This window comes from Thalassotalea litorea (genome assembly GCF_043642205.1).
Lineage (GTDB): Bacteria > Pseudomonadota > Gammaproteobacteria > Enterobacterales > Alteromonadaceae > Thalassotalea_A > Thalassotalea_A litorea.
Genome location: NZ_JBHZSG010000022.1, coordinates 1 through 26,075, shown reverse-complemented (window position 1 = coordinate 26,075; position 26,075 = coordinate 1). Strand labels below are relative to the sequence as shown.

General features: G+C 45.9%; 22 protein-coding genes. 10 read left to right on the top strand and 12 right to left on the bottom strand.

Features of this window, described 5'->3' with window-relative positions; genetic code table 11:
- Positions 1-8 precede the first annotated feature (8 nt).
- The 12 genes from nuoI to ACHUFQ_RS10775 form a co-directional block, all read right to left on the bottom strand.
- Positions 9-524: an NADH-quinone oxidoreductase subunit NuoI gene (gene nuoI / locus ACHUFQ_RS10830; RefSeq protein ID WP_394175471.1), complete on the bottom strand. Its 516-nt coding sequence runs from the start codon at positions 522-524 to the stop codon at positions 9-11.
- A complete protein-coding gene (gene nuoH, locus ACHUFQ_RS10825) occupies positions 517-1,521 on the bottom strand; it encodes an NADH-quinone oxidoreductase subunit NuoH (protein WP_394175470.1) in 1,005 nt (334 codons plus the stop codon). Before nuoH ends, nuoI begins: the two co-directional genes overlap by 8 nt.
- Entirely contained in the window at positions 1,521-4,484 is a 2,964-nt protein-coding gene (gene nuoG, locus ACHUFQ_RS10820) for an NADH-quinone oxidoreductase subunit NuoG (RefSeq protein WP_394175469.1), read from the bottom strand. The genes nuoH and nuoG overlap by 1 nt, the downstream gene beginning before the upstream one ends.
- A gap of 15 nt (positions 4,485-4,499) precedes the next feature.
- Positions 4,500-5,798 (bottom strand): NADH-quinone oxidoreductase subunit NuoF, encoded by a 1,299-nt coding sequence (gene nuoF / locus ACHUFQ_RS10815; RefSeq protein ID WP_394175468.1) that lies wholly within the window; start codon positions 5,796-5,798, stop codon positions 4,500-4,502.
- Positions 5,799-5,809: 11 nt separating this feature from the next.
- Complete coding sequence (gene nuoE, locus ACHUFQ_RS10810; protein ID WP_455342389.1) at positions 5,810-6,382, bottom strand: NADH-quinone oxidoreductase subunit NuoE; 573 nt, start codon at positions 6,380-6,382, stop codon at positions 5,810-5,812.
- 43 nt (positions 6,383-6,425) lie between these two features.
- On the bottom strand, positions 6,426-8,216 hold the full coding sequence (gene nuoC / locus ACHUFQ_RS10805; RefSeq protein ID WP_394175467.1) for an NADH-quinone oxidoreductase subunit C/D: 1,791 nt from the start codon (positions 8,214-8,216) through the stop codon (positions 6,426-6,428).
- Complete coding sequence (locus ACHUFQ_RS10800) at positions 8,213-8,851, bottom strand: NuoB/complex I 20 kDa subunit family protein (protein ID WP_394175465.1); 639 nt, start codon at positions 8,849-8,851, stop codon at positions 8,213-8,215. The genes nuoC and ACHUFQ_RS10800 overlap by 4 nt, the downstream gene beginning before the upstream one ends.
- A gap of 3 nt (positions 8,852-8,854) precedes the next feature.
- Positions 8,855-9,268 carry an NADH-quinone oxidoreductase subunit A gene (gene ndhC / locus ACHUFQ_RS10795; protein WP_394175464.1) on the bottom strand — a complete coding sequence of 138 codons (414 nt, stop codon included), beginning with the start codon at positions 9,266-9,268 and terminating at the stop codon, positions 8,855-8,857.
- Between the two features lie 1,005 nt (positions 9,269-10,273).
- A complete protein-coding gene (locus tag ACHUFQ_RS10790) occupies positions 10,274-10,858 on the bottom strand; it encodes a hypothetical protein (protein WP_394175508.1) in 585 nt (194 codons plus the stop codon).
- Positions 10,859-11,091: 233 nt separating this feature from the next.
- The gene (locus ACHUFQ_RS10785) at positions 11,092-11,397 is read right to left on the bottom strand and encodes a hypothetical protein (RefSeq protein ID WP_394175462.1); all 306 of its coding nucleotides are present in this window, start codon (positions 11,395-11,397) and stop codon (positions 11,092-11,094) included.
- A 198-nt stretch (positions 11,398-11,595) separates the two neighbouring features.
- Positions 11,596-13,989 carry a Lon protease family protein gene (locus ACHUFQ_RS10780; RefSeq protein ID WP_394175461.1) on the bottom strand — a complete coding sequence of 798 codons (2,394 nt, stop codon included), beginning with the start codon at positions 13,987-13,989 and terminating at the stop codon, positions 11,596-11,598.
- Between the two features lie 112 nt (positions 13,990-14,101).
- Positions 14,102-14,587, bottom strand: coding sequence for a zinc ribbon-containing protein (locus ACHUFQ_RS10775; protein ID WP_394175460.1), 486 nt, complete (start codon positions 14,585-14,587; stop codon positions 14,102-14,104).
- A 253-nt stretch (positions 14,588-14,840) separates the two neighbouring features.
- On the opposite strand from ACHUFQ_RS10775, the gene leuS reads away from it, so the two are divergent.
- The 10 genes from leuS to ACHUFQ_RS10725 all read left to right on the top strand — a co-directional run bounded on the left by leuS (position 14,841) and on the right by ACHUFQ_RS10725 (position 25,944).
- A complete protein-coding gene (gene leuS / locus ACHUFQ_RS10770; RefSeq protein ID WP_394175458.1) occupies positions 14,841-17,420 on the top strand; it encodes a leucine--tRNA ligase in 2,580 nt (859 codons plus the stop codon).
- Positions 17,420-17,923, top strand: coding sequence for an LPS-assembly lipoprotein LptE (locus ACHUFQ_RS10765; RefSeq protein WP_394175456.1), 504 nt, complete (start codon positions 17,420-17,422; stop codon positions 17,921-17,923). The genes leuS and ACHUFQ_RS10765 overlap by 1 nt, the downstream gene beginning before the upstream one ends.
- Positions 17,924-18,979, top strand: coding sequence for a DNA polymerase III subunit delta (holA, locus tag ACHUFQ_RS10760; RefSeq protein WP_394175455.1), 1,056 nt, complete (start codon positions 17,924-17,926; stop codon positions 18,977-18,979).
- Positions 18,979-19,614, top strand: a complete 636-nt coding sequence (nadD, locus tag ACHUFQ_RS10755) for a nicotinate-nucleotide adenylyltransferase (RefSeq protein WP_394175453.1) — start codon at positions 18,979-18,981, stop codon at positions 19,612-19,614. The genes holA and nadD overlap by 1 nt, the downstream gene beginning before the upstream one ends.
- Before the next feature lie 61 nt (positions 19,615-19,675).
- The gene (gene rsfS, locus ACHUFQ_RS10750; RefSeq protein ID WP_394175451.1) at positions 19,676-19,999 is read left to right on the top strand and encodes a ribosome silencing factor; all 324 of its coding nucleotides are present in this window, start codon (positions 19,676-19,678) and stop codon (positions 19,997-19,999) included.
- A 6-nt stretch (positions 20,000-20,005) separates the two neighbouring features.
- Positions 20,006-20,476: a 23S rRNA (pseudouridine(1915)-N(3))-methyltransferase RlmH gene (gene rlmH / locus ACHUFQ_RS10745; protein ID WP_394175449.1), complete on the top strand. Its 471-nt coding sequence runs from the start codon at positions 20,006-20,008 to the stop codon at positions 20,474-20,476.
- Positions 20,477-20,479: 3 nt separating this feature from the next.
- On the top strand, positions 20,480-22,435 hold the full coding sequence (gene mrdA, locus ACHUFQ_RS10740; protein ID WP_394175447.1) for a penicillin-binding protein 2: 1,956 nt from the start codon (positions 20,480-20,482) through the stop codon (positions 22,433-22,435).
- A gap of 37 nt (positions 22,436-22,472) precedes the next feature.
- On the top strand, positions 22,473-23,585 hold the full coding sequence (gene rodA / locus ACHUFQ_RS10735) for a rod shape-determining protein RodA (RefSeq protein WP_394175446.1): 1,113 nt from the start codon (positions 22,473-22,475) through the stop codon (positions 23,583-23,585).
- Between the two features lie 112 nt (positions 23,586-23,697).
- Positions 23,698-24,579, top strand: a complete 882-nt coding sequence (locus ACHUFQ_RS10730; protein ID WP_394175444.1) for a septal ring lytic transglycosylase RlpA family protein — start codon at positions 23,698-23,700, stop codon at positions 24,577-24,579.
- A gap of 201 nt (positions 24,580-24,780) precedes the next feature.
- On the top strand, positions 24,781-25,944 hold the full coding sequence (locus ACHUFQ_RS10725) for a serine hydrolase (protein ID WP_394175442.1): 1,164 nt from the start codon (positions 24,781-24,783) through the stop codon (positions 25,942-25,944).
- Positions 25,945-26,075 lie beyond the last annotated feature (131 nt).

Here is a 26,075-nt window from a genome sequence, read left to right as displayed (position 1 = left end):
TATACGTATCATGGCATCAATCCCCTGACATCGACCGGGGGTTTCTCCCCTTGAGCTTCGCCTTTCGCTTTTGACTTTATGGCGATGCCGCTATGTTGATAAAAACTGTAATCTGGATATTTTCCGGGACCATCAATGAGTAAGTGCTCTTTTTCGTACACTAAATTTGACCGTTCATATTCGGCTAATTCAACATCCGGGGTGAGCTGTATTGCATAGGTAGGACAAGCTTCTTCGCAAAATCCGCACAGAATGCAGCGGGAAAAATTTATGCGGAAAAATTCCGGCCGTTTGCGTCCATCAGCATCCGTGGTTTGCTGCAACGAAATACAATCGACCGGACAGGCAACCGCGCATAAATTACAGGCGACACAACGTTCTTCACCAGAAGGGTCTCGGGTAAGCACAATACGGCCACGGTATCGAGGCGCCAGATACGGCTTTTGTTCTGGATATTCGACCGTATCCGCTTTTGTGAACGTGTGCTTAAGCACCAGCCACATGGTTCGAAACTGGCTAAACATGAGCACCTCCGAGTACACCGGTTAGTCTTAGAACGGCGGTTAACAGCAAATTGATTAGCGATAAGGGCAACATGACTTTCCAGCCAAAGGCGAGTAATTGATCGAACCTTGGACGCGGCAAGGAAGTGCGAAGAAGGATAAAAAACATAATGAAGAAAACGACTTTAACCGTAAACCAAACGATCCCCGGAATATTGGCCAGCGCCGTATCAGCAAGAAACCCAGGTGGCAGATACCCCCCAAAGAACAAAATAACCGTCATCGCCGAAATCAAGGTGACACCCAAATATTCACCGAGGAAAAATAATGCGAATTTAAATCCGGAATATTCGGTATGAAACCCTGCCGTCAGTTCGGTTTCGGCCTCTGGTAAATCGAAAGGTAAGCGGTGACTCTCAGCAATACCGGCAACCAGAAACACCAGACAACCAAGCCACTGACTGGTAATAAACCAGCTCTGTTGTTGCGCTTCAACAATATCACGCAAGCTGAAACTGCCGGCCAAAAGCACTACGCCCATCATCGACAGGCCCATAAACACTTCATAACTGATGGTTTGCGCTGCAGCGCGCATGCCACCCAATAGCGCGTATTTATTTCGGGACGACCATCCCGCCAATACCACGCCATACACGGCCAGTGACGTCATCGCGAGAAAGAACAATAAGCCGATATTTAAATCGCTAACGCCTATCGATTCAGAAAACGGTATTACCGCAAAGCTCATCAGCACCGTTATCGCGCCAATAAATGGCGCAAGCAGGAATGTAAACCTGTCGGCAAACTTAGGGGTAAATTCGTCTTTACCGAGTATTTTCAGAAGATCGGCAACCGATTGCAATACGCCACCGGGACCAACGCGATTGGGGCCCAAGCGGTCCTGCCAAATACCAATCATGCGCCGCTCCACCCAGACCAAAAAAGCGGCAATAAGGATCAATGCCAGAATGATAATGGTCATTTCAATAAATGGAAATAAAGGTTCGATAAAGCCCATCAGCGTCCCTCCCCGACAAACTGAATCGGGATCATCTGATCGGTTTTCTGAAGCCGGGCAAGGTTACGATTTTTTTGTTCCAGGATTTGCTGTAACTCGTCGTTTAGTTGCTGCTGATGAGCTTCAATATCATTAGCTGTGGCTACAGATATTGACGACAACAGACTAAGCAGGGGCTCGTGATTTACTCTAGGGTGATGCAGATATGCCACCCCTTTGGCAACATCGCTACAAGGGAACAATTGCAAAATAAGCGATGATTGATCAGCAAGTTCGACACGTACATGGCTGATTTTGCACTCTGTTTTATTGGTTAGATCAGCCGCTGACAATTTGTCCATATCCGCCGTATTGATAAGCAAACATGGCGGCGGTGCCATCAAGGCGAATTCAGCAATGGTGCGGGCAAATTCATCATTTGCAAACAGATGCGGTAATTTCCTGAACGTTAATCCACTGACCATAGGCGACATTGTGTTACCGACTATTATGGCTTCGGTTGCTGGCCGCTCTTGCTGTCTGGCATCCGCACTGGCGTCGCCACTTGCGCCATAACCTGCTGTATTATCTGAATTATCTAATTTGTCTATTTGGTCGTTGCCAAGGTACACGTGGTTCGCTCGATTGTTGATCACACCGCCAACGCTAACCTGATATTTACTCACCGATTGATTGGAATTCCAGCCCGGAGCCCAGGAAAACGGCTGTGGTAAGGCATGCCCCTGAGCATCTAATTTTCCGGGTCCTTCCATAGAAAAGCTAAACGGGGAATCGGGATCTACCGGATTCTTAGGTTCATGGACGGTTTGGTTGGCAATCATCGCCGTGCGCCCCGAATAACGCATCGATTGCCGCGCCGATTTAAACAATAACTGCTCAGCGAACAGCGCACTCATATCCGGATAGCCAGCAAGCGTTTGCTGAAAGTGGGCGCGTAATTGTGACAGTTTTTGCAAACCGTTTAAGTTGCCCTGACCAAACACATCATCAAGCATCTGACACCATTGCCAGGCACTGCGCAACGGCATCGTTGGCGGTTTTACGCGAAAGAATGCCTGTGCTAATCCCTGATAGTTCACCACCACGCCATCACTTTCGGTAAATGCCGTAGATGGAAGCACAATGTCGGCCCGGATCGATAAATCATGGTGAGTATGATCAATGACTATCAGGGTTTCGCATTGCTCAACCAATTGCTGTTTTTGATCAACGGACAAGGCGGACAATGAGTTTTCCATAACAATCAGCGCAGCTGAACTCAGCTCTTTGGCCTGCAACTGCTCCAGGCTTAATGTATGTTCATCCATTAAGCTGGCCAGACCCAGAGCATTGACGGCATCGGGCAATAATGCAAACTGCCAGTGATTCGGCGCAGCACCAGCAAGGCGCTCGATGGTTTGTAGTAGTTCCAGGTGCCAATGACTGCAACCGCCAATAATTAACGGCCGTTTCGCCCGTTGTAATGCGGTTAAAATACGGGATAACAGTGCATCTTCCGCTGCGACCATTGGCGCTTCAGCACTTGTCGCATTCAACCCATATTTCACTAATGAATGTGCAAGATCTGTGATGGTTTCTTGCGGCAGTGGTGTACTAAACGTTGCAACATCATCAAGTTTACTGCTTTTGCTTTGCAATAAAAAAAGGTCAGAGCGCAAATCCTGTGCGGCAGTACGAACCGCATCGTCCTGCCAGCGTGGAATACCCAACGTCTGAGCTTTATCAAACGCAGCATTGCGCGTTGCCTGACGCACGGCAAGCGCGATACGGGCAGAGGTTTGGGTAATATCTTCATCAAAAACAATAATGCAATCGCTTTGTTCAATATCCTGAATACTTGCCTGTTGCTTGTGCTGCATCAAAGACTGGCAGGCACGAATACATGCCTGCTGATGTGCCGTCAGGCCGCTGCAAAAATTGTCGCGGCCAACCAGTTGCTTTAATGCCGCATTACTTTCCAGACTCGCTCTGGCAGAACCAATTCCCAGACATGCTTTGCTTTTGTGTCTGGCCACAGCAATAGAAAAATCATGAGGCTGAGCATCATTACCTACATCAATTCCGGATAGGCTGGTGATCCTGGATTCACTGTTAACATAGGAAAAACCAAACCTGCCTTTATCGCAGATGAAATAACCGTTGATATCATGGTGGTAGCGATTAATCACGCGGCGAACGCTGCCGTAGCGCTCACCAACGCTGATATTGCAGCCAACTGAACAGCCCTGACAAATGGATGGAGCCGATTGCAAATCCCACTTTCGGGTGTAGTGGGACGCAAAAGGTTTGTCGGTAAACACGCCTGTCGGGCAAACTTCCACGAGATTTCCCGCAAACTCACTTTCCAGCACGCCATCTTGTTGACGACCAAAATACACCTGATTTTTCGATCCGCAAGCGGCGAAATCTTTCCCGCCGGCATAATCTTTATAAAAGCGTTCACAGCGATAGCAGGTGATACAGCGATTCATTTCATGATTGACCAGAGGTCCTAAATATTGATTGGTAAAGGTGCGTTTAAGCCCTTGATACTGACGCTGTGAATGCCCCGTCATTACCGTCATATCTTGCAAATGACAGGCTCCCCCCTCACCACACACAGGACAATCATGGGGATGATTGGTCATCATTGCTGCAATCACCTGCTCGCGAAATTCAGCGGCGGGAGCATGCTCTAACCCAACGTACATGCCATCGGCGACGGGAGTCATGCATGCCATAATGGTTTTACCCCGTTGCTGTGTTTCATCCGTAAACAGGGTAAGTGCACATTGACGGCAGGCACCGATGGAGCCCATTGACGGGTGCCAGCAGAAATAAGGTAAATTGAATTTTTGCGACAAAATCGCTGCCAACAGATTTTCGCCTTTTGGTAATTGCAACGCCTGGCCATCAAGGTGTACGGTCACTAATTCCGGGCTTTTTGATTGCTGTGCCGATGTATCTGGTTGAAATTTATCCATTCTATAAATTTCCCGTTAATGATGGCCATGATAAGGACAGCAATGCTTGTCTATATGCTGTTCGAAATCATCGTGGAAGTATTTTAATGCGCTTTGCAAGGGCTCTACGGCCCCGGGCGCCAGCGCACAATGAGTTTTTCCAAGCCACATAAAATCACACAGCTTGTGTAAACTATCGAGGTCTTGCTTGTTACCCTGACCTTGCTCAATCCGCGTTAAGGTTTCCACCACCCAGGCCGTACCGTCACGACAAGGGGTGCAAAAGCCGCAAGATTCCTGAGCAAAAAATTTCAGAAGATTGAGCACCATACCTACCGGGCAATTACGGTCATCAAGAACAATGATCCCACCGGTCCCCAGGCGACTGCCTGCCTGACTGACTTCGTCATACCCCATCACCAGATCCAAATGTTCTGCCGTTAGAAAATCCGTTGATGCGCCACCGGGTAGAAACCCTTTAAGGTTAAGGCCCGATTGCAAACCACCCGCATGATCATAGAGCAGTTCACGTACCGTGATCCCCATTGGTAACTCCCACAAGCCCGGTCGTTGCACCCGGCCACTAGCGCCATAGATTTTGGTACCCGCATCCTGGTTATTGGAAAGTTCTTTAAACCAGTCGGCGCCCTGATTAATAATGTGCGGTAGGTTCGATAAGGTTTCGACATTGTTTACTATGGTAGGCTTGCCAAACAAACCACTGACTTGTGGAAATGGTGGTTTAGCTCTGGGATTGGCTCTTTGGCCTTCCAGGGCATTAATTAATGCGGTTTCTTCGCCACAAATATATCGGCCGGCACTGGTATGCAGATAAATATCCAAATGGTAACCACTTTGCACAATATTGCTACCAAGGAAGCCATGCTTGTAGGCCTCATCAATGGCGTGTTGCAAACGCCTTGCCGCTAAGTGATATTCGCCGCGTAGAAAAATAAAAGCTTTGTTGGCACCGATGGCATAACTGGCAATGATCATCGATTCGATTAATTGATGCGGTACACCTTCGAGCAGCCAACGATCCTTAAAGGTTCCGGGCTCCATTTCATCGGCATTACAAATTAAATATTTATCTTGAGAGTATCGGGGGTCATCGGGTTCAAAGTCCGGCACAAAACTCCATTTCATCGCCGTGGGAAACCCCGCGCCGCCACGCCCTTTTAAACCGGATGATTTTACCACCGCCATCACGTCCTGAGCCGACATGTGTTGTAAGGCTTTGTTAACACTTTGATAACCCCCAACCTCAACATAATCCGCCATCGCCAGTGGCTGTACCAGGTTAATGTGTTGTGTTAGTGGCTTGTCTGTGGTCATCAGTGCCTCGTTTATTCTCTTGGGTTTGGCGTATCTTTTGGTAACTCCTGCTGCAGTTGTTGCAGAATTTCACATGCAGATTGCGGGGTTAACTGTTCGAAGTGATCTTCACCAATCTTCATCGCAGGTGCTTTATCGCAACTGCCCAGACACGCATTGGTTAGCAGGGTAAACATGCCATCGTCAGTCGTTTGCCCATAATCGATGCCTAAGTGGTCTTTTATCGCATTGCTGACCGCCTGATAACCGGTAAGGTAGCAACTGATCGAATCACAAATATGGATGACGTAACGCCCAACCGGTTGCCGATAAATCAGGTTGTAGAAGGTAGCGATGCCCTCGAGTTGACTGGCGCTCATTTGCAATAAATCGGCAATTGCATACAGGCTTTCATCGGATATCCAGCCGCGATTTTTCTGGACCAGCTTTAGCGCCTCGATGCCGGCGGCATGGCGTCGGCCCATGATCGTAACTTCATGCTCAATCGCCTCGATTTCTTCCACGCTCAGATAGTCCCGATAATTCAGGTAATGAATATCAATATTGCCTTCCCCGACACGGGGTAATTGTGTTGCTAGTGACACTGAGATTTCCTTATGTGATTTCGCTTCATTGCAATGATTTTCCTTATCTGTCGACATCGGCCATGACGTAATCAATACTGCCGAGCGTCGCGATCAAATCGGCAACCATTTGCCCTTTGGATATCAATGGCAGCATTTGTAAATGGGCAAAAGACGGAGTACGAATTCGGGTCCGATAACTGATGGTTGAACCATCGCTAACCAGATGGTAAGCCATGATGCCTTTGGTAGCTTCGACACTCACGCTTACCTCGCCGGCAGGGATCACGGGTCCCCATGACACGTTGACGAAATGCGGTATCAAAGTGTCAATATCTTGCATGGTGTAACGCTTGTCCGGCGGCGTTGTTTGCGGATGTTGCGCTTTATAGGGGCCTGCAGGCATATTGTTCAGGCATTGTTCTATGATACGGATGCTTTGACGCATTTCTTCGACCCGAACCCGGCACCGATCATAACTATCGCCGTTGTGGCCAATCGGTACATCAAACTCAAACTGGTCGTAACCGCTATACGGGCGTTGCTTACGAAGATCCCAGGAGTATCCCGTGGCACGCAAACCCGGACCAGTAACGCCATATTCGATGGCTTCCTCGGTGGTATACGCGCCGACATTGACGGTTCTAGCCTTAAGCAAACGGTTTTGCATAACCATTTTTTCATATTCATCAAGGCGTTTTGGCAGATAGTTGACGTATTCACGAACCAGGGTATCCCAGCCTTTTGGCAAATCCATAGCCACTCCACCAATGCGAAAATAGCTTGGGTGCATACGCGCCCCGGTAATGGCTTCGACGATGGCAAACAGCTTTTCACGATCGATAAACATATAAAATATTGGTGACAGTGCCCCGACATCCTGGGCAAAGGTGCCATAAAACAACAGATGGCTCAGAATTCGGAACATTTCCGCCGTCATAATGCGGATCATTTTCGCGCGTTCCGGGACCTCGATTCCGGCCAGTTTTTCAACGGCCATAACGTAGGGGAAGTTATTCATCACTCCCCCGAGATAATCGATGCGGTCGGTATAGGGTATGTAGCTATGCCAGGATTGACGCTCGCCCATTTTTTCAGCGCCGCGGTGGTGATAACCAATGTCGGGCACGCAATCGACAATTTCTTCACCTTCCATTTGCAGAACAATACGAAACGCCCCATGAACGGAAGGATGATTGGGTCCGAGGTTTAAAAAGGTGAAATCGGCATCGGCACTTTGGCGCTTCATGCCCCAGTCTTCCGGGCGAAACTTCAAAGCCTGCTGCTCAATGTCTTGTTGTTTATCGGTCAGGGTAAACGGTTCCATTTCCGTCGCTCTGGCGGGATGATCTTTGAGCAATGGATGACCGACCCAGGTAGGCGGCATCAGGATCCGAGCCAGATGAGGATGATTGGTAAATCGGATACCAAACATGTCCCAAACTTCTCGTTCGTACCAGTTAGCGTTTGCCCATATACCACAAACACTTTCGATGGTTTTATCAGGTTCAGACAGTGCAACCTTGATACGAATATCCTGATTGCGTTTCATTGAACGTAGATGATAGACCAGCGTGAAATCTTCACAACTACTGGCCAGTTTATTCTCCCGGACCCGTTCATCAACGGCAAACAGATCAAAACACATATCAAAACCATTGGGGATTTGTTGTTTTAACAATTGCATCAAACTCAGCAACTGCGACTTTTCCAGCCAATAGGTTTCAATTTGATCCTGGACTTGCTGTTCCTGTAAACCAAGGTCAGAGTTTATATGGGCAATTTCGTCACGCAGCGTATAGTCATCCCCCGGATGCCATTCGCTTATATTGTTAACCTCATTGCTCTGATTCATATCTGATCAGGCTCCGGCAGGTTTTTAACATGAATTCTGTGTTCATGCTTGATATCACGCAGGGAAGGTTTAGCAATCTCCTGAACCGTTTGCTCTTGGACGACATAGCTTAACGGTCTGGGTTGGTGAGCTATTTTTTGCTGCAGTAATAATAATCCTTCCATTAATGCTTCCGGTCGCGGTGGACAGCCCGGTACATAGACATCGACAGGGATAAATTTATCTACCCCCTGCACAACAGAATAGATGTCATACATACCACCGGAATTGGCGCATGAGCCCATGGAAATGATCCAGCGAGGTTCCAGCAATTGATCGTATAAGTGTCGAATCACCGGTGCCATTTTACGAAAACAGGTGCCTGAGATAACCATCAGGTCAGCTTGTCGCGGCGTCGCCCGAATAACTTCCGCTCCAAATCGAGCAATATCATGGCGGGAGGTGAAACTGGTGGCCATTTCCACATAACAACAGGACAGGCCAAAGTTAAAAGGCCAGATAGAATTTTTCCGGCCCCAGTTAACCATGTCATCAAGTTTGGCAAATAGTACCGAACGTTTCAGATCTTCTTCGGCAACTTGCTTGGCTGCTGACATTTGTTTGTCCAGTTCCGCTTTGGTTAAGGACCATTCCATATGTTATTGCCTCATTCTGGCGGGCCGATGTTTACGAACTAACTCCAATGCACCGATTCGCCATATATAAATCAGTGCGGCGAGTAAAATTGTGATAAAAATACTGGCCTCAATAAACCCCGCCATCCCGCTCTCATCAAATGCAATAACCCAGGCAAATAAGAAAATGGTTTCCAAATCAAAAATGACAAAGAAGATCGCGTAAAGAAAAAAGTGATTGGTAAATCGGGTTTTAGGGGCATCAACGGCAATGATGCCTGATTCATAAGGGGTGTGGGTGTGGCGCCGCTGAGTTTTCGGCCCCAAAAACATGGCGAGCGCGAGCATCCCTAGCAATAATCCAACGAGAATTGCGAAGTAGCTGGCGATTGGCCAGATTTGATCGATGTTTGTTGCCAGTACGTTTTCTGTTGTCACGCCGGGTCTCACCATTAACGATAGACAACCAAACCCGATAAAACAGCATAGGCGACAAACTATCTTGACCAATGTCCGGATAAGGAAATCGGTCGATTAATTGTTATTGCTTAAAGAATAGACAAAAAATCGGAAAAGCAACAAGTTAGGGGCGAGAAGTATGCGTTGGAGATCGAAGGTGGGAGGTGGTAAATGGAAGAAAAAGCAAAATAATCTTACGTCATTCCAAATTTGATTTGGAATTTCCTTAAGGTGGAGAAAGAAACACGTTTCTTTGGGTGGAGATTACGATATATCGTAATGGAGGGATAATGCGCAAAACGCATTGGGTGGGTAAGAGCAGTACGTATCGCGAGCGATACTCCGGGTACGCGACCAAAAACGTCGCTTCGAGTACGCTGATGTCATCAGCTCCGGGGACACGCTGTTCCTAGTGAGGTAAACTTCGCTGATGGAAGCTATGAGGTTATGGCCAGGGTTTCGCAGGTATGCCTAAAATGCACTACTACATGGAAGTATGTAGTTAAAATAACGCGGGAGCAGTTATCGAGGAGCAATTTTCGGTGGAAGAAAAAGCAACAACCCTACTGCTTTTCATCTTGGCCTAACGCCTCGTAAAGAGACATAAAATAGTTGGCTAAAATAAGCGACGAAGGAGCAAAAGCCAACTGTTTTTGTCCTTTTTAAACGACTTGTATGGATAATAAACCCATCTTTTTTAATTCTTTTAAAACGTTTTCGGGTAAGGTGAGACCCAGGCTTTAGCTGCAACTAAAGCCCTCTTTTGTCGTAGTTCGGTTGAGTGATGGCTCCTCTGTTGAGAGACCGATAACAAGAAAGAACGCGACAAAAGACTCCAAGCATCACACTCGAATAGTCTACTGGGCCTCGAGCCCGCATTTTGCAAGCAAGAGTTAGCTTATATGAATACAAAAACAAATCAAAGCATTAACGTTGGCGTCGATACGGGTAAATTCCAACTCGACATTTACATTCGACCTCTTGTTAGCTTTGATTACATATATACTCTTTTTTTAAATTTTCTACTAAGTGTTCATAATACTCAGCTTGATCTTCAACTTTGTAATGCCCTATTTTAACTAAAAATCCAAAGACTGCATCTGGGTACCCAGCAAAGTCCGAAAAGGAAGGTATTGTTTTTATATTTGTAAAGATATCAAGAGCTTCACACTTTTCAAATTCAGCCAATATTTCAAAGACATATTCGGTATCGGATAATATGGTTGCCACTAATACTTCTTCATACCATTCAAACTTAGTGTGATGTGTAACTTCAGACTCTATGACCTGCTGATTTAGCATCTTTATTCCAATAATATATTCTTGTTTTTTACGAAGTAATATATTCCTTATGAAATCCGGATAATATGCATGCCAAGCATCTCTTGTGTCTCCCCAAAAATATACGTCGGGGTCAAGGAGTCCTTTATGAAGTTTATCAATAGGATATTTTTTTATCTCTGAATTATCATCTGTATAAAACATAAATCCATTTTTATATGCGATTACTTCACTTCGGGCATTCGCGAATGTACTAATAAAAAGGAAAGCTAAAAAAATATACTTCATGTACACCTCACCCTAAAAATCAAGCTAACAACTTATTATGTAGACGGCTCAGAAATCCCTGTCTACTTTGTTCCCCATAAACTACCAGAAAGAACCTAAATATCAATTAGTTAAAAACCATGAAGCACCAATGTGCCAATTTTTCGCAGATATTGCTGAGAATTTTTAGTAATTCTGGGTCGGGGGAATTTTACATATAGACTATCTGCATGCCTCACGACCGCTAAAAGCTATCATTTTTCAGTTAGTGTCATTTTTATTTGCGCCTTAAACATTTTATAAGGCCAGTACATGAATAAAAACAAAGTAACAAATATCGCTTTGTAAAAGAATACCTTGGGGTAAAAATCGGGAAGTAGCCAACCGATCAAAAGCGCGAATAAGAAGCTTGACGCTAACCACGTAATCAGAACGATAAGGACAACAACAATCGCTTGTATCCAGGAGTTTTTCGCCGAGATAATTTCGCATTTTTCAACGATGCTAATGAATACCGCAACGAACACGATAACAATCATATTCGCGAGAAATAAATCCATATATTCCTTATTTATCTATTGTTATTAACGGTTGCGATTTTTTATTGACGATAAACTGAGGCTATTCGGTTTGACGTCAATCATGATGATAGGTTGTTAGTTAACCAGAATTGCAATTGTTACAGACCTTAACCCATTCGATAATTAAGGTCTGAATTAAGGTCTGAGCTAAGATCTTCATCTCGCTAGGCGACAGGGCTAGTCTTCGTCATCCCCGTTGATCATTTGTGACAACTTGGCAAGTTTTACCAGCGCTTGTCCATGCACGGTCTTTTTCAGATAACCGCCGTTGCGACGACGTTTTCCGGCCTCAACGCCAAGCAAAACTTCTAACGCCTGATCGATACTATCTACAGCATAGATATGAAACTTGCCCTGTTCAACCGCCGTCATAACCTCCTCATTGAGCATCAGGTTAATGGTATTGGTTTTCGGGATAATCACGCCTTGCTCACCCGTTAGTCCTTTGTCAAAGCACAAGCGATAGAAGCCTTCGATTTTTTCATTTACGCCACCAATTGACTGAACTTCACCGTGTTGGTTAATCGACCCGGTAACCGCAATATCCTGACGTACTGGCAATTTAGTGATCGCCGAAATCAGCGCGCATAGCTCAGCCATCGATGCACTGTCGCCATCGATGTGACCATAAGACTGTTCTATGGCAATATTGGCAGAAATCGACAGCGGAAAGCTTTGCCCGTATTTATGGCCCAGATAACCGATAAGCAATAACACCCCTTTGGAATGAATGGATTTGCCAAGCTCCGCTTCACGTTCAATATCGGTTACGCCCTGAGAGCCTGCATAAACGGTGGCGGATATTCTCGCAGGTGTGCCAAACACCGAATCTCCGATTTCCAAAACGGTCAGGCCATTAATCTTTCCAATGGCCTGACCTTCGGTGGATATCAGCACTTGTTCTTCTTTAATTTCCTGTAACCAGTTTTCGCTTAACTGACCCGTTCGGCGCGCTTTCGCCTGCAGCGCCTGGTGTACATCCGACTCTTCAATGCTGCCGGTTTTGCCTTGCTTTTGGTAAAGAAAATGCGCTTCGTCGAGCAAATCGTTGATTTGCACGATATTGGCTGACAGCTTTAATTGATGTTCCGCCCGGCGCAATGAATAGCGCACCAGATAAGCGATAGCATCATCGCTGACGTCTGGGTATTGCATTTTTTCTGCATGCTGACGTATTAAGGTGCCATAAGCGGCCAGATTGTCATTGTTATTGACAACGTGACGATCGAAATCAGCAAGCACCCGAAACAGTTCGGTAAATTCCTGATCATATTCTTGTAAGGTGTAATATAACTCGGCGTTACCCAATAAAATCACCTTGACTTTTAAGGGGATTTTTTCCGGTGCCAAGGTAATGCTGCTGCCATGCGATAACTCGGCATAGGGATGTTCTATCGACAGTTCACCGGTTTTTAACGCTAACTTTAAATGTGACCAAATCAGGGGCTGAGCCAGCAATTTTTCCACATCTAAGAGTAAATAGCCGCCATTGGCCCGATGCAAAGCACCAGCCCGTAACAGACGATAGTTGGTATATACGGCACCTTGGACAGCCGTGTAATCAATACTGCCAAATAAATTCTGGAACGTCGGGTTTTGTTCATACACCACCGGCGCACCCTGATCCGGTTTTCTGGCCACCAACAGGTTCGGCATAAATCGCTCAACCATCAATTTGCGGCTGGCTTTATCATCACGCCCTTCACTGCCCTCTTCTACCAGGATATCCAATACGGCTTCGGTTAGATGTCCCTGGACATCTTTGAGGTATTTTAAAATGCCCAGATTACTGGCAAATTCACGCTCCAGTTCTTTAAGTAGCGGACGAATCGACTGCTCAGCGGTATCATATTTGAGCTTTCGCATCTGCACACTGGATTCACGCTTCCATAGTGGCAGTTCCAGCAAGGTTTCGCTGAGTAGAGTCTCAAGCTCCGCCAGCAATTGATAAAACGAGGTTCGATCGGTTTCAGATAGGCTAGCAAACTCCTTGTCATTTAGGGGTTTACCGTCGACAAGAGGAGCAAAACCAATTTCCCCTTTTTCTTCATAGACAGACACGTTTTTGCTTAATGCAAACGTTTCGACTTCTTCAATGGCACTGTCATATTTTTCGTTAAATGCCCGATCAATCGCCGCCTTTTGCCTTTGATAACCCGGGTTATCAAAAATTTCCGGGAAAAGACTGAGTAAGTCATCAATCAGCGAAGACATCTTATCGAGAAGAACTTTGCCTTCACCGGGGTTTAAGTAGAGTTTTTTCGGAGCCTGTATATCGTCAAAATTGTTAACGTAGCACCATTCATCTGCAGGTCCGTGTTCAGACGCATAACGTTCCAGCATTTGCTGAATCAATGTCTTTCGACCTGTCCCATGCTCGCCTTTGGCATACACATTAAAACCGCTAGATGGCATGGACAAACCAAACTCCAGCGCTTCTTTTGCTCGGTCATGACCAATAAATGACTGGGTCTGTTGCTGGTCGACCTGACTTTGAGAAAATAGAGAAGAAGAAAATTGCGCACAAAGTGCATTGGCGGGAACTTTTAAAGATTCGATATTTATGGTCATGAAATGCTGGGTACCTGATACAGACAGAAATTAAAATAATTTATTCAAATCCAGTGTAAACCCAGCAAGGCCTCGAACACAATGATTTTCCGGCGAATTTAATACAAACCGGTTACGGGGACAAGGGCTGACGCTCAAACTCCTGTGCATTACATTTTACGCATGGAATGATTTTCGATGGGTGGACAATAACCACGGTATGATCACAATTTATACAGCGTAACTGGCCAAAGCCAATCAGTTCACCACTGTGATAAATACCTTTGTGTTCAAGATCATCTTCCAGTTCACTCCATTCCACCTGGGATTTATCGGTCATTTTAGCCAGTTGCATCCAGACGCCTTCCCGCAGATTTTTCAAATATGGGGATTGCTCTGCCTGCTGCTTGTATTCCTGATAAAACTGCCGAAGATCGTTTTTAAAACCCTGTACGGATAACTGATATTCATTGACGGACAAATCTTCCGCCGCCTGCAAATACTCCTCGCCTTTTTCAACCAGGTTTTTAAAGGTTTTCCCCTCGTCTTCACGAAGCTCGTGCAACCATTTCGACATACGTTCGTAAAAACTTTGATATTCAGGATGTTTTTCGCTCATTGACTACTCCCATATTGTCTGTTTTGCTCGGTCTGAGCCGTGCAAATTGGATCAAATCGGTACTGGTAATTATAAAAGTATAGTTAACACTAATGGATGCTTGTTGAACCTTGGCCTAATGAGGTATTCTATGGCGCAAATTTTTAATATTGAAAGTAGTCTGCACCGAAGCAAAAAAACGACATCAGAATAATCCTGATGGTTCGGCTTAAAGGTCTAAAATTACTGTCACACAGATGTTTGAGAATCATTGATGGAATCCACATACAATCCCCAAGCTATTGAGCAAGATACCCAGAAGTATTGGACTGATAACAACACCTTTGGCGCCAAAGAAAAGCCCGGTCAGGAAAAGTTTTATTGTCTGTCCATGTTCCCTTACCCAAGCGGTCGTTTGCATATGGGGCACGTACGAAACTACACCCTGGGTGATGTGATCAGTCGTTACCAGCGTTTGCAGGGTAAAAATGTATTGCAACCTATGGGTTGGGATGCGTTTGGTTTGCCTGCGGAAAATGCGGCAATTAAAAACAAGACTGCCCCGGCAAAGTGGACCTATGAAAATATCGATTACATGCGTGATCAACTTAAATCCCTGGGTTTTGGTTATGATTGGGATCGTGAATTTGCCACCTGTCGCAAAGAATATTATCGCTGGGAGCAATGGTTCTTCACGAAACTTCACGAAAAAGGCCTGGTATATAAGAAAAACGCAACCGTAAACTGGGACCCTGTCGATCAGACCGTACTGGCGAATGAGCAGGTAATCGATGGTCGCGGCTGGCGCTCCGGTGCTTTGGTGGAGCGTAAAGAAATTCCCCAATGGTTTATCAAAATCACCGATTATGCGGAAGAATTATTGAATGATCTGGATCAGCTTGAAGACTGGCCGGAGCAGGTAAAAACCATGCAGCGTAACTGGATTGGTCGCTCTGAAGGTGTTGAGATGACTTTCCAGGTCGCCGACAGCGATGCCAGTTTTGATATCTACACTACCCGTCCAGACACCCTAATGGGTGTCACCTATGTTGCTCTGGCTGCACAGCATCCATTAGCCCTGGAAGCGGCAAAAAACAATGCACAGTTACAGGCGTTTATCAACGAATGTAAAAATAACAAAGTTGCCGAAGCGGATATGGCAACGATGGAAAAATCCGGGGTTGATACCGGCTTAAAAGCCATTCACCCATTAACCGGTGAACTGGTTAGCGTCTGGGCAGCGAATTTCGTATTAATGGATTACGGTTCAGGTGCGGTTATGTCGGTACCGGGTCATGATCAACGTGACTGGGAATTTGCGAAAAAATACGACCTGCCGATAAAACAGGTTATTGCCAGTGATGAAATCAACATTGACGAGGCGGCCATAACCGAAAAAGGGTCATTGATTAATTCTGGTGACTTTGATGGTTTAGATTTTGAGCAAGCCTTCAAAGCCATTGCCGATACACTAACCGCTGCCGGCAAAGGCAAGGTAACTGTAAACTATCGTCTGCGTGACTGGGGTGTTTCCCGTCAGCGCTATTGGGGTACCCCAATTCCCATGTTAAACCTGGAAAACGGCGAGTCCGTACCTGTGCCTGCAGATCAACTGCCGGTGGAACTTCCGGAAGACGTGGTAATGGATGGTGTAACCTCACCAATAAAAGCCGATCCTGAATGGGCAAAAACCACCTACCAGGGTCAGACCGCATTTCGCGAAACCGATACCTTCGATACGTTTATGGAGTCTTCCTGGTATTACGCCCGCTATGCGGATCCAAAAAATGAACACGCGATGCTGGACCCTGAAAAAGCCAACTACTGGTTACCGGTTGATCAATATATCGGTGGTATCGAGCATGCTATTTTACATTTATTGTACTCTCGCTTTTTCCACAAATTGTTACGTGATGTCGGCTTAGTTGATTCGGACGAACCATTCAAAAGCCTATTATGCCAAGGCATGGTTCTGGCAGATACCTTCTATCGCGAAGAAGAAAACGGTGCGAAACACTGGTATTCGCCGAGCGATGTCGATGTCGAACGCAATGAAAAAGGCCAAGTCACCAAAGCGCTTTGCAAGACCGATGGTCAGGAAGTGTTGTCGGCGGGCATGAGCAAGATGTCAAAATCGAAAAACAATGGTATTGATCCGCAGTCGGTAATCGATTTGTACGGCGCGGATACAGTGCGTTTGTTTATTATGTTTACCGCACCACCGGAGCAAACGCTGGAATGGTCAGATGCCGGGGTTGAAGGTGCGCATCGTTTCTTAAAACGGGTCTGGAAATTGGTCTTTGATTACCAGCAAGCTTCTGCAACTCAAGCAGCCAGTAGCGAACTAAACTTCACCAGTGTGCATAAAAACCTGCGCCGTGATTTACACAAAACCATTGCTAAGGTAACGGATGACATTGGTCGTCGTAATACCTTTAATACTGCCATTGCAGCGATTATGGAGTTGATGAATACATTAGCGAAAGCGAAAATGGAAAGTGCAGAAGACATCGCCGTCATGAAAGAAGCGGTGCAATCGATTGTCGTTATGTTAACGCCAATTACGCCGCACCTTGGTCATCATTTATGGCAACGCGTTGGCGATGGTAATGCCGTTGAAGACGCACAATGGCCGCAAGTTGATAACGCCGCTTTAGTCGAAGATGAAAAGCTGGTTATCGTGCAGGTTAATGGTAAATTACGCTGTAAAATTACCGTTGCTGCGGATGCCTCGCAAGAAGATGTTGAAAAACTCGCGTTTTCACAAGAGAATGTAGTTAAGTTCACTGACGGTAAAACGGTACGTAAAATAATTTATATACCGGGCAAACTGTTAAACATCGTTGCTAATTAATGAATAAAAACAAAGCTCATCGTTCACTATTAACACTCGTCTTGATTGCCACAACGCTGCTTAGCGCCTGTGGCTTTCAACTCCGTGGCAATTATTTATTGCCACAGGAGTTACAAACCTTATACCTGAGCTCCACCGATACTCACGGTGAGTTAACCCGTCTGGTTAAACAAAACCTGCAGGTGAATAATGTTGAAGTGTTAAAGCAGCAGCGCAATGATACCCCGGAATTACGTATTCTTAACGATAGTCTGGATCGCCGAACCCTGTCTTTGTTTGAAAATGGCCAGGTTGCCGAGTACGAGCTTACCTATACGGTTCGCTATGAAATTCGGATGCAGGGCAAAGAAAACCAGGATTTCACATTCGAAATCTATCGCAATTATCAAGACAACCCGGATCAGGCCCTGGCAAAAAGCCGGGAGCTGACTTTGCTGCGCAAAGAAATGCGTATTGAAGCGGCCGATAGGATCTTGCGTAACATGGCTTCCATTACTTTATAGATGCGTATTTATCACAGCCAACTTAGCCAACAATTAAGTAAACCTCTGGTTCACTTTTATCTGGTATTTGGTGATGAACCCTGGCAGAAAAACGATGCTCTGGATCAAATAAAGTCAGTGGCAACGCAACAAGGGTTCAGCGAAGTGATCCGCTTTAGTGTCGAAGAAAACTTTGACTGGCTGCAGGTGATGGAGGAATATCAGTCCCTGTCTTTGTTCGCCAGCCAACGAATTATTGAAATCGATGTTGGCAATGGCAAGCTCGATGACAAAGCGAGTAAGGTTATTCTCGACATCGCCAATACCGATCACTCCGATGTGTTACTGATCCTGCATGGTAACAAGCTCGATGCTGCAATTCCCCGCAAGAAATGGTTCAAAGCGCTGGATAGCAAAGGCTGTTATGTTCCTGTCTACGAATTAGAAGGTCGGGGGCTAAGTATTTGGTTAAATCAGCAATGCAAAGCACTTGGCGTGCGCCTTGATGCTCAAGGCATGTCAATGATCAGCGATTGTTATGCCGGCAATCTTCCCAGTCTGTATCAGGAATTACAAAAGCTGGCGATACTCTACCCAGGTGGTGCGGTCACCTTGTCTGAGCTCGAATTACTGTTGATAGATCAGGCCAAATTCACACCGTTTCAATTGACTGACACCCTGTTATCTGGTGATTTAAAGCAAGCCATGCACATCCTTACGCAGATGAAGCATGAAGGTCTCGCCGCCGGCCAACTGGTTTGGATACTTCACAAAGAACTCTCGCAACTTGAAGGCATGTATGTTCGCCTCCAGCAAGGGCAAGAGATTGGCGACGTTTTCAAGCACTATAAAGTCTGGGATAAAAAGAAGCCTTTGTATCAAAAAGCCCTGCACGCGTCGTCACTTGAACAAATACAAATGGCCAAAGGTCGCCTGGCCAAAGTCGATTTACTGACTAAAACCGATACTCAACTCGATCCATATCTGTTACTCGCCGATGTCTGCATGGCAATCTATCATGGTGAAACCATGGACAAGTTCCCGTTAGACATTGTCGAAGGTGCTAACGCAAGCTAATGGATACCATGCCTGCCTTAGGGGTTTTTGGCGGAACCTTTGACCCTGTACATTGGGGGCACTTACGCCCTGTTCAGGAAGCGGCTGCAAAATTGCACCTGACCCACATACTGTTGATCCCAAACCGGGCGCCCGTCCATAAAGCCGATGCCAGCGCCAGCAGCGAACAGCGCCTTAATATGTTGGAACGGGTATGCCAACTCGATCCGCTATTTCGTGTCGATAAACGGGAAATCAACCGTGTTGAAAAGTCCTATTCATTATTGACCTTAAAAGAGCTGGCAAGCCAGCACCCCGGACAAAGGATTTACTTTTTTATTGGTATGGATTCGTTGAACAACCTGAGCACCTGGTATGGCTACGAGCAGTTATTTCAGTACTGTCACTTTGTTGTTACCCGTCGACCTGGGTTTGAATTCGATGTCCAAACCACCGCTCCCTTTGCCAGTCGCATCATAGAGAATCCTAGCAAAGCGCCGCTCGAAGATACTGGCAAGATATTAATTTTTGATACAAATCAATTAGATATTTCGTCTACTGATATTCGCCAGCGGCTTAAACGCAAACAGACAATTCATTCATTGTTACCTGCCCCTGTTGCTGACTATATCTACCAAGAAAAACTTTACCAATAGCCTGTATCTTAGTTGCGGTTCACGTTAGAATTGAGGCAACGTTTTTTACAGGAATAGACTTTTGCAAACAGAACAACTCCTTCCTTTCGTGATTGAACAACTTGAAGACATCAAAGCCCGAGATATTGTTACCCTGGATGTGCGCGGCAAAGCCAGCTTTACCGATTATATGGTGATCTGCTCCGGTAACTCGACTCGCCATGTGAAATCCATCGCCGATCATCTGGGTTTGGAAATCAAAAAGAAAGAAATTAGTGTTCTGGGGATTGAGGGCACTGATATTGGGGAATGGGCGCTAATTGATATTAGCGATGTTGTTGTCCACGTAATGACCGACGAAATCCGAGACTTGTATCAACTCGAAAAACTGTGGGCTGTCGAGTAACTCAGCATGCGAATTACCCTGATTGCCGTTGGCAATAAAATGCCAGCCTGGATTGCCCAGGGTTTTAGCGAATACGCCAGACGATTTCCACGGGATCTCAGTTTTGACTTGATTGAGATCACCCCAGGCAAGCGTGGTAAAAACGCTGACATTGCTCGAATTTTAGAAAAAGAAGGCGAGCAAACGATGGCGGCGGTGCCCAAAGGCAGTCGTATTGTAACATTGGAAGTCGAGGGTAAACCATGGACAACGCCACAGCTTGCCCAGCAACTTGAACGTTGGCAAATGGATGGCAGAGATGTCGCCCTGCTGGTTGGTGGCCCCGAAGGACTTGCACCTCAGTGCATTCAGGCGTCAGAGCAAAAGTGGTCGTTATCGCCATTAACGCTACCGCACCCAATGGTTCGCATCATGATCGCAGAAAGCCTCTATCGAGCCTGGAGCATAAACAATAATCATCCATATCACCGGGAGTAAGATGTGGTTAGAAAGCGCGTAACGATCCGAAATCATACGGCCGAGGCAAATCTCTTTGCGCGCCGTGCCTTGATCACATTTATCGGGGTTATTGCGCTATTGATGGTGTTGTTAAGCAATGTCTATCAACTGGAAATAAATGCCTACCAACAATATAAGACACGTTCTAATGAGAACCGAATTAAGCTAATGCCTGTAGCGCCGAATCGCGGCCTGATTTACGACAGAAACGGGGTATTGTTAGCGGAAAATGTTCCGGTTTTTTCATTATCGCTGATCCCCGAGCAAGTCGAAGATATGGAATATACCCTCACGGAACTTGCCAAATTGATCGACATCAGCGACGAGCAACTGGAAAAATTTCGAGAAAGTATTCGCTCAAACCGTCGATTTAAACCGGTTGAACTTATCTCCCGCCTTGATGAAGTCGACGTGGCAAAACTGTCAGTAAACCAGCATTTATTTCCCGGGGTTATCGTCGATGCCCGTCTTAAACGATATTATCCATTTGCCGATCTAACCACCCATAGCCTGGGCTATGTTGCACGCATTAACCGTAAGGATTTAACCAATCTCGAGTTAGAAGGCAAAGGTGAAAACTACAAAGCGACACGGGATATCGGCAAACTTGGTCTTGAAAAATTCTATGAAGATCAGTTGCATGGCACAATAGGCCACCAGGAAGTCGAAGTAAACAACCAAGGGCGCATCCTAAGAACCTTAAATTATACACCGCCGGTGCCTGGAAACGATTTACATCTGACTCTGGATATCGAACTACAGATGATCGCCAAACGCGCCCTGGATGGTAAACGCGGTGCTGTGGTAGCGATTGATCCGCGTGATGGCGGTGTTCTGGCGCTGTATTCTAACCCCAGTTATGACGGTAATTTGTTTGTTCACGGTATCTCCAGTAAAGATTACAAAAAACTGCAAAATCGCAATCGCCCGCTAATTAACCGAGCGACCAAAGGCACCTACCCCCCAGCATCGACAATCAAACCTTTTCTGGGGCTATTAGGGCTGGATGCAAACCTTATCCATACCGGCTCAAAAATTTGGGATCCCGGTTTTTATCAACTGAAAAATGGTACCCGCAAATATCGCGATCATTTGCGTTGGGGCCATGGTTGGGTAACGCTCGACGAAGCGATTATGCGCTCTTGTAATACCTTCTTCTATGATTTGGCCTATAAACTCGGGATTGATCGGATTTCCGATACCATGGCCAAATTTGGATTCGGTGAAAGTAGTGGATTAGATATTCATGAAGAAAGCCAGGCGATTTTACCCAGCAGGGGCTGGAAACGAGCCCGATATAATCAGCCTTGGTATCACGGCGATACGGTTAATATTGGAATTGGCCAGGGCTTTTGGACGGTAACACCATTACAATTGGCGCAGGCAACATCGATTTTGGTTAACAAAGGCTTGGTAAAAGAACCCCACTTGCTGGCTGCCACCCAATTATCAGCACCAAATGTCACCGCAGCGGCTGAAATACTGCTTGAAGACGACCAAGACCTTGAAGGAAATAGTGAGCAGGCACAATTACTGATCCCCTTTGAGGTCAATGAAAAGCCTCCGATTGAGCTTGCCAATCCTGAGCATTGGGACACGATTCTTAAATCCATGCGCGATACCGTACAAAAACCTATCGGTACTGGTTACAATGCCTTTTTAAATACCGATTATGATGCGGCGGGTAAATCCGGTACGGGTGAGATTGTCGGTTTAGGTGAAGATGTGAAATACGACGCCAGCAAGATTGCCGAAGACCGGCGAGATAACGCTATGTTTATCGCATTTGCGCCTTATAAGAGTCCGGAAATTGTGGTCGCTGTTGCCATCGAAAACGTAGCCACCGGCGGCGGTGGTTCCAATGCCGGCCCAGTAGCAAGACAGATCATGGATCAGTATTTTTCGAACCGTAAACTGATCACCGAAACTAAACAATAACGTCATAAGACATACGAAGAGATCATCACCAGTTATTATGCATGCGGTAACCGACGAACCTAAAAAGAAATCGTTTTTTGAGCGAATTCATATCGATTTTCCATTACTGGCACTGCTACTGGTATTAATGGCTGTGGGCCTGGCTGTGATATACAGTGCCGGAGGCCAGGACTCGGGTCTGGTGATCCGCCAGGTCACCCGCTTAGGTATCGCTCTGGTGGCGATGTTTATCGTCGCGCAAATCCCACCCGTGGTATTTCAGCGCTGGGCGGTGGTTGTGTTTGTCTTTGGCCTAGCGATGCTGGTAGCGGTGTTGCTGGTAGGTCATGTGGGCAAAGGAGCGCAACGTTGGCTCGATCTTGGTGTGATAAAATTTCAACCTTCAGAAATCATGAAACTGGTGGTACCGATGACCGTCGCCTGGTTCATCAGTCAATATAATCTGCCGGTAAAAATTCGCCATATTTTACTAGCCTTTGCCTTGGTAATTGTCCCGACGTTATTGATCGCCAAACAACCGGATTTAGGCACATCGTTACTGATCGCCTGTTCCGGTATATTTGTGATATTTCTCGCTGGTGCCAGTTGGCGTCTCATCGGTATATGTCTTGCCGGTGTCCTGGCATTTTTACCCATTTTGTGGTTCTACCTGATGCGGGACTATCAAAAGCAACGGGTTTTGACGTTTCTTGATCCCGAGCAGGATCCTCTTGGCGCTGGCTATCATATTATTCAGTCTAAGATTGCTATCGGTTCCGGTGGTCTCACCGGCAAAGGCTGGTTGCAGGGAACACAATCACAACTGGAATTTTTACCGGAACGCCATACGGATTTTATTTTTGCGGTATTTAGCGAAGAATTCGGATTGATTGGTGTTATAGCATTACTTGCCTTGTATCTATTGATTGTGATGCGGGGCCTATGGATAGCCGTGATGGCTCAGGATGCATTTACAAAATTATTGGCTGGCAGTATCACATTAACCTTTTTCGTCTATGTATTCGTCAACATCGGCATGGTATCCGGGATTTTACCCGTGGTAGGCGTGCCATTGCCGTTAATCAGCTATGGCGGTACGTCGATGGTGACCTTAATGATGGCATTTGGCGTATTAATGGGGATCAGTACCCATCGCCGGCTAATCTCTTAAACTAACGCCCATTTAGGCTTGCCAGATTCGACGATAAAATTTACAGTTAAATAACGTCGTAGAATTTTGCATAACCAGTAAAGCAGCGGCAATAATAACAATGATAAAGACTATGAAGCACTCTCAAACCATCATAATTTTAGCCGTGTTCAGTATATTGACGGCCTGTTCTTCTGCACCTAAGCCAACAGGCGGTGATGAATATCAGCGCACCCGTTATCAACAAAAGCACGATTCGATTCCGACTCGAACGCCAGCGGCAAATGAATTACTTGAACCTGCTCCTCAGGTTGTCGCGAAAAGTCGCGGTGGCAATAAGAACTATAAAGTTTTTGGCAAGTCTTATCAGGTATTACCCAGTGCTGATAATTACGTAAAAGAAGGTTTGGCAAGTTGGTACGGTAAGAAGTTTCATGGCCATAAGACCTCCAATGGTGAGATATATGATATGTACGGTTTTAGCGCCGCCCATAAAACTCTGCCATTGCCTACCTACGCAAAGGTAACAAACCTGGCCAATAACAAGTCCGTAATTGTTCGAATCAATGACCGTGGACCTTTCCACCATAACCGTATTATTGATCTGTCTTACAGTGCCGCCTTTAAACTGGATATGCTCAAGCAAGGAACCGCCCGGGTAAAAGTCGAAGCCATTACCGCCAGTAACATTGCTCAATATCAAAAAAATCAGAGCCCTGTGGCGACACAAATTGCCCGTCAGCCCGTGCCTTTGGCACCGGTTACCAGCAAGTCAGCGGCCGCGGTGATAAACCAATACATCCATGTGTTAGTCACGCGTGAAAAAGCGCTGGCGCAAAATACCGCCAAAGGATTGAAGTTCCTATTACAGGTACCGGTAAATTTAACCGAAAAAAATGAACTTTATCGGGTTCAGATAGGACCAATTAGTAAGCGTTCTGAAGTAGATAGCCTATTAAGTAACCTCCACCAGCAAGGCTACCCTGAGGCCTACCCTACTGCAGTGCTTAAATAACGGCATACGGTGTCAGTTTTGGATTTCGGGTCAGGCATTGTTTCACCTTTGGGAAATTACAGCCACAATTGTTGTCAAAACAGCCTCTGTGCCTCTATACCTTTGCCTCGAAACTGATATACTGTAGGGCAAATTTCGCGCTAATAATTAGCCTGCAGCGCGCTGTCTGTGGGCATCACATAAAAAAATCACAGGAAAACAATGACTAAGTCTGCTCAAAAATTGACATCATTTATTGGTGGCATAGTCCTGGCAATGTCGTCAATGACAGCCACTGCTGCCACTATTATTCCCGATGCACCAAAAATTAATGCCGAAGGTTACATTTTACTTGATTACGACACAGGGAAAGTCATCAGCGAAGGAAATGCAGACGTACAGTTGGAACCCGCCAGTTTAACGAAAATGATGACCAGTTATATTATCGGTAAGGAAATTGAAGCTGGTAATATCAAAAAAACCGATCAGGTTCCTATCAGTGAAAATGCCTGGGCAAAAAACTTCCCGGATTCGTCAAAAATGTTTATCGAAGTCGGCACTGAAGTACCTGTCGATTTGCTTAATCAAGGGATCATCGTTGCCTCAGGTAATGATGCCTGTGTTGCTATGGCGGAATATATCGCCGGCAGCGAGAGCGCATTTGCGGATTTGATGAATGCCCACGCTCAACAATTAAATATGCTTGGCAGTAACTTTCAGAACAGTCACGGCTTGAGCGGTAACGAGCACTATACCACGCCTCGTGATATGGCAACGCTGGCCGCTGCACTGATCCGTGATGTGCCGGAAGAGTATGCGTTGTATAAACAGAAATCCTTCACATACAACAATATTAAGCAGTACAACCGTAACTCATTGTTATGGGATAAGAGTATGAATGTGGATGGTTTAAAAACCGGTCACCACTCAAAAGCGGGCTATAACCTGGTGACATCAGCCACCAAAGGCAATATGCGTTTGATTTCTGTCGTGATGGGCGCAAAAAGCGAACAGGCACGTAAAATAGAAAGCAAAAAGCTGCTTAACTATGGATTCCGTTTTTTCGAATCATACACCGCGTTTAAAGCCGGTGAAACGTTTGCCACCAACCGGGTATGGATGGGTGACCAGGAACAAGTCGACCTCGGTATCATCACCGATGCCAATATCACCATTCCACGTGGGCAACGCAAAAATATAGAAGCAAATTTCGTCCTTGATCGCCAGTTAGAAGCACCGTTGAGCAAAGGTGAAGTGGTTGGTACCGTGACGTTGGAACTAGACGGGGAAACCGTGGCTGAGTATCCTTTGGTGACGTTGCAGGAAATTAATGAAGGTGGCATTTTCAGTCAGGCGATTGACTATATTAAGCTACAATTTCAATAATGATAACAACCCCACTAAGTTTGTGCACAACTCAGAGTTAGAGCCGAGGTTCATTTGCAACATAGATTTTATTGATATAGTCATTCTATATTAATGAAATATAGGGCAGTAAATGGGCCTCTCACTAACTC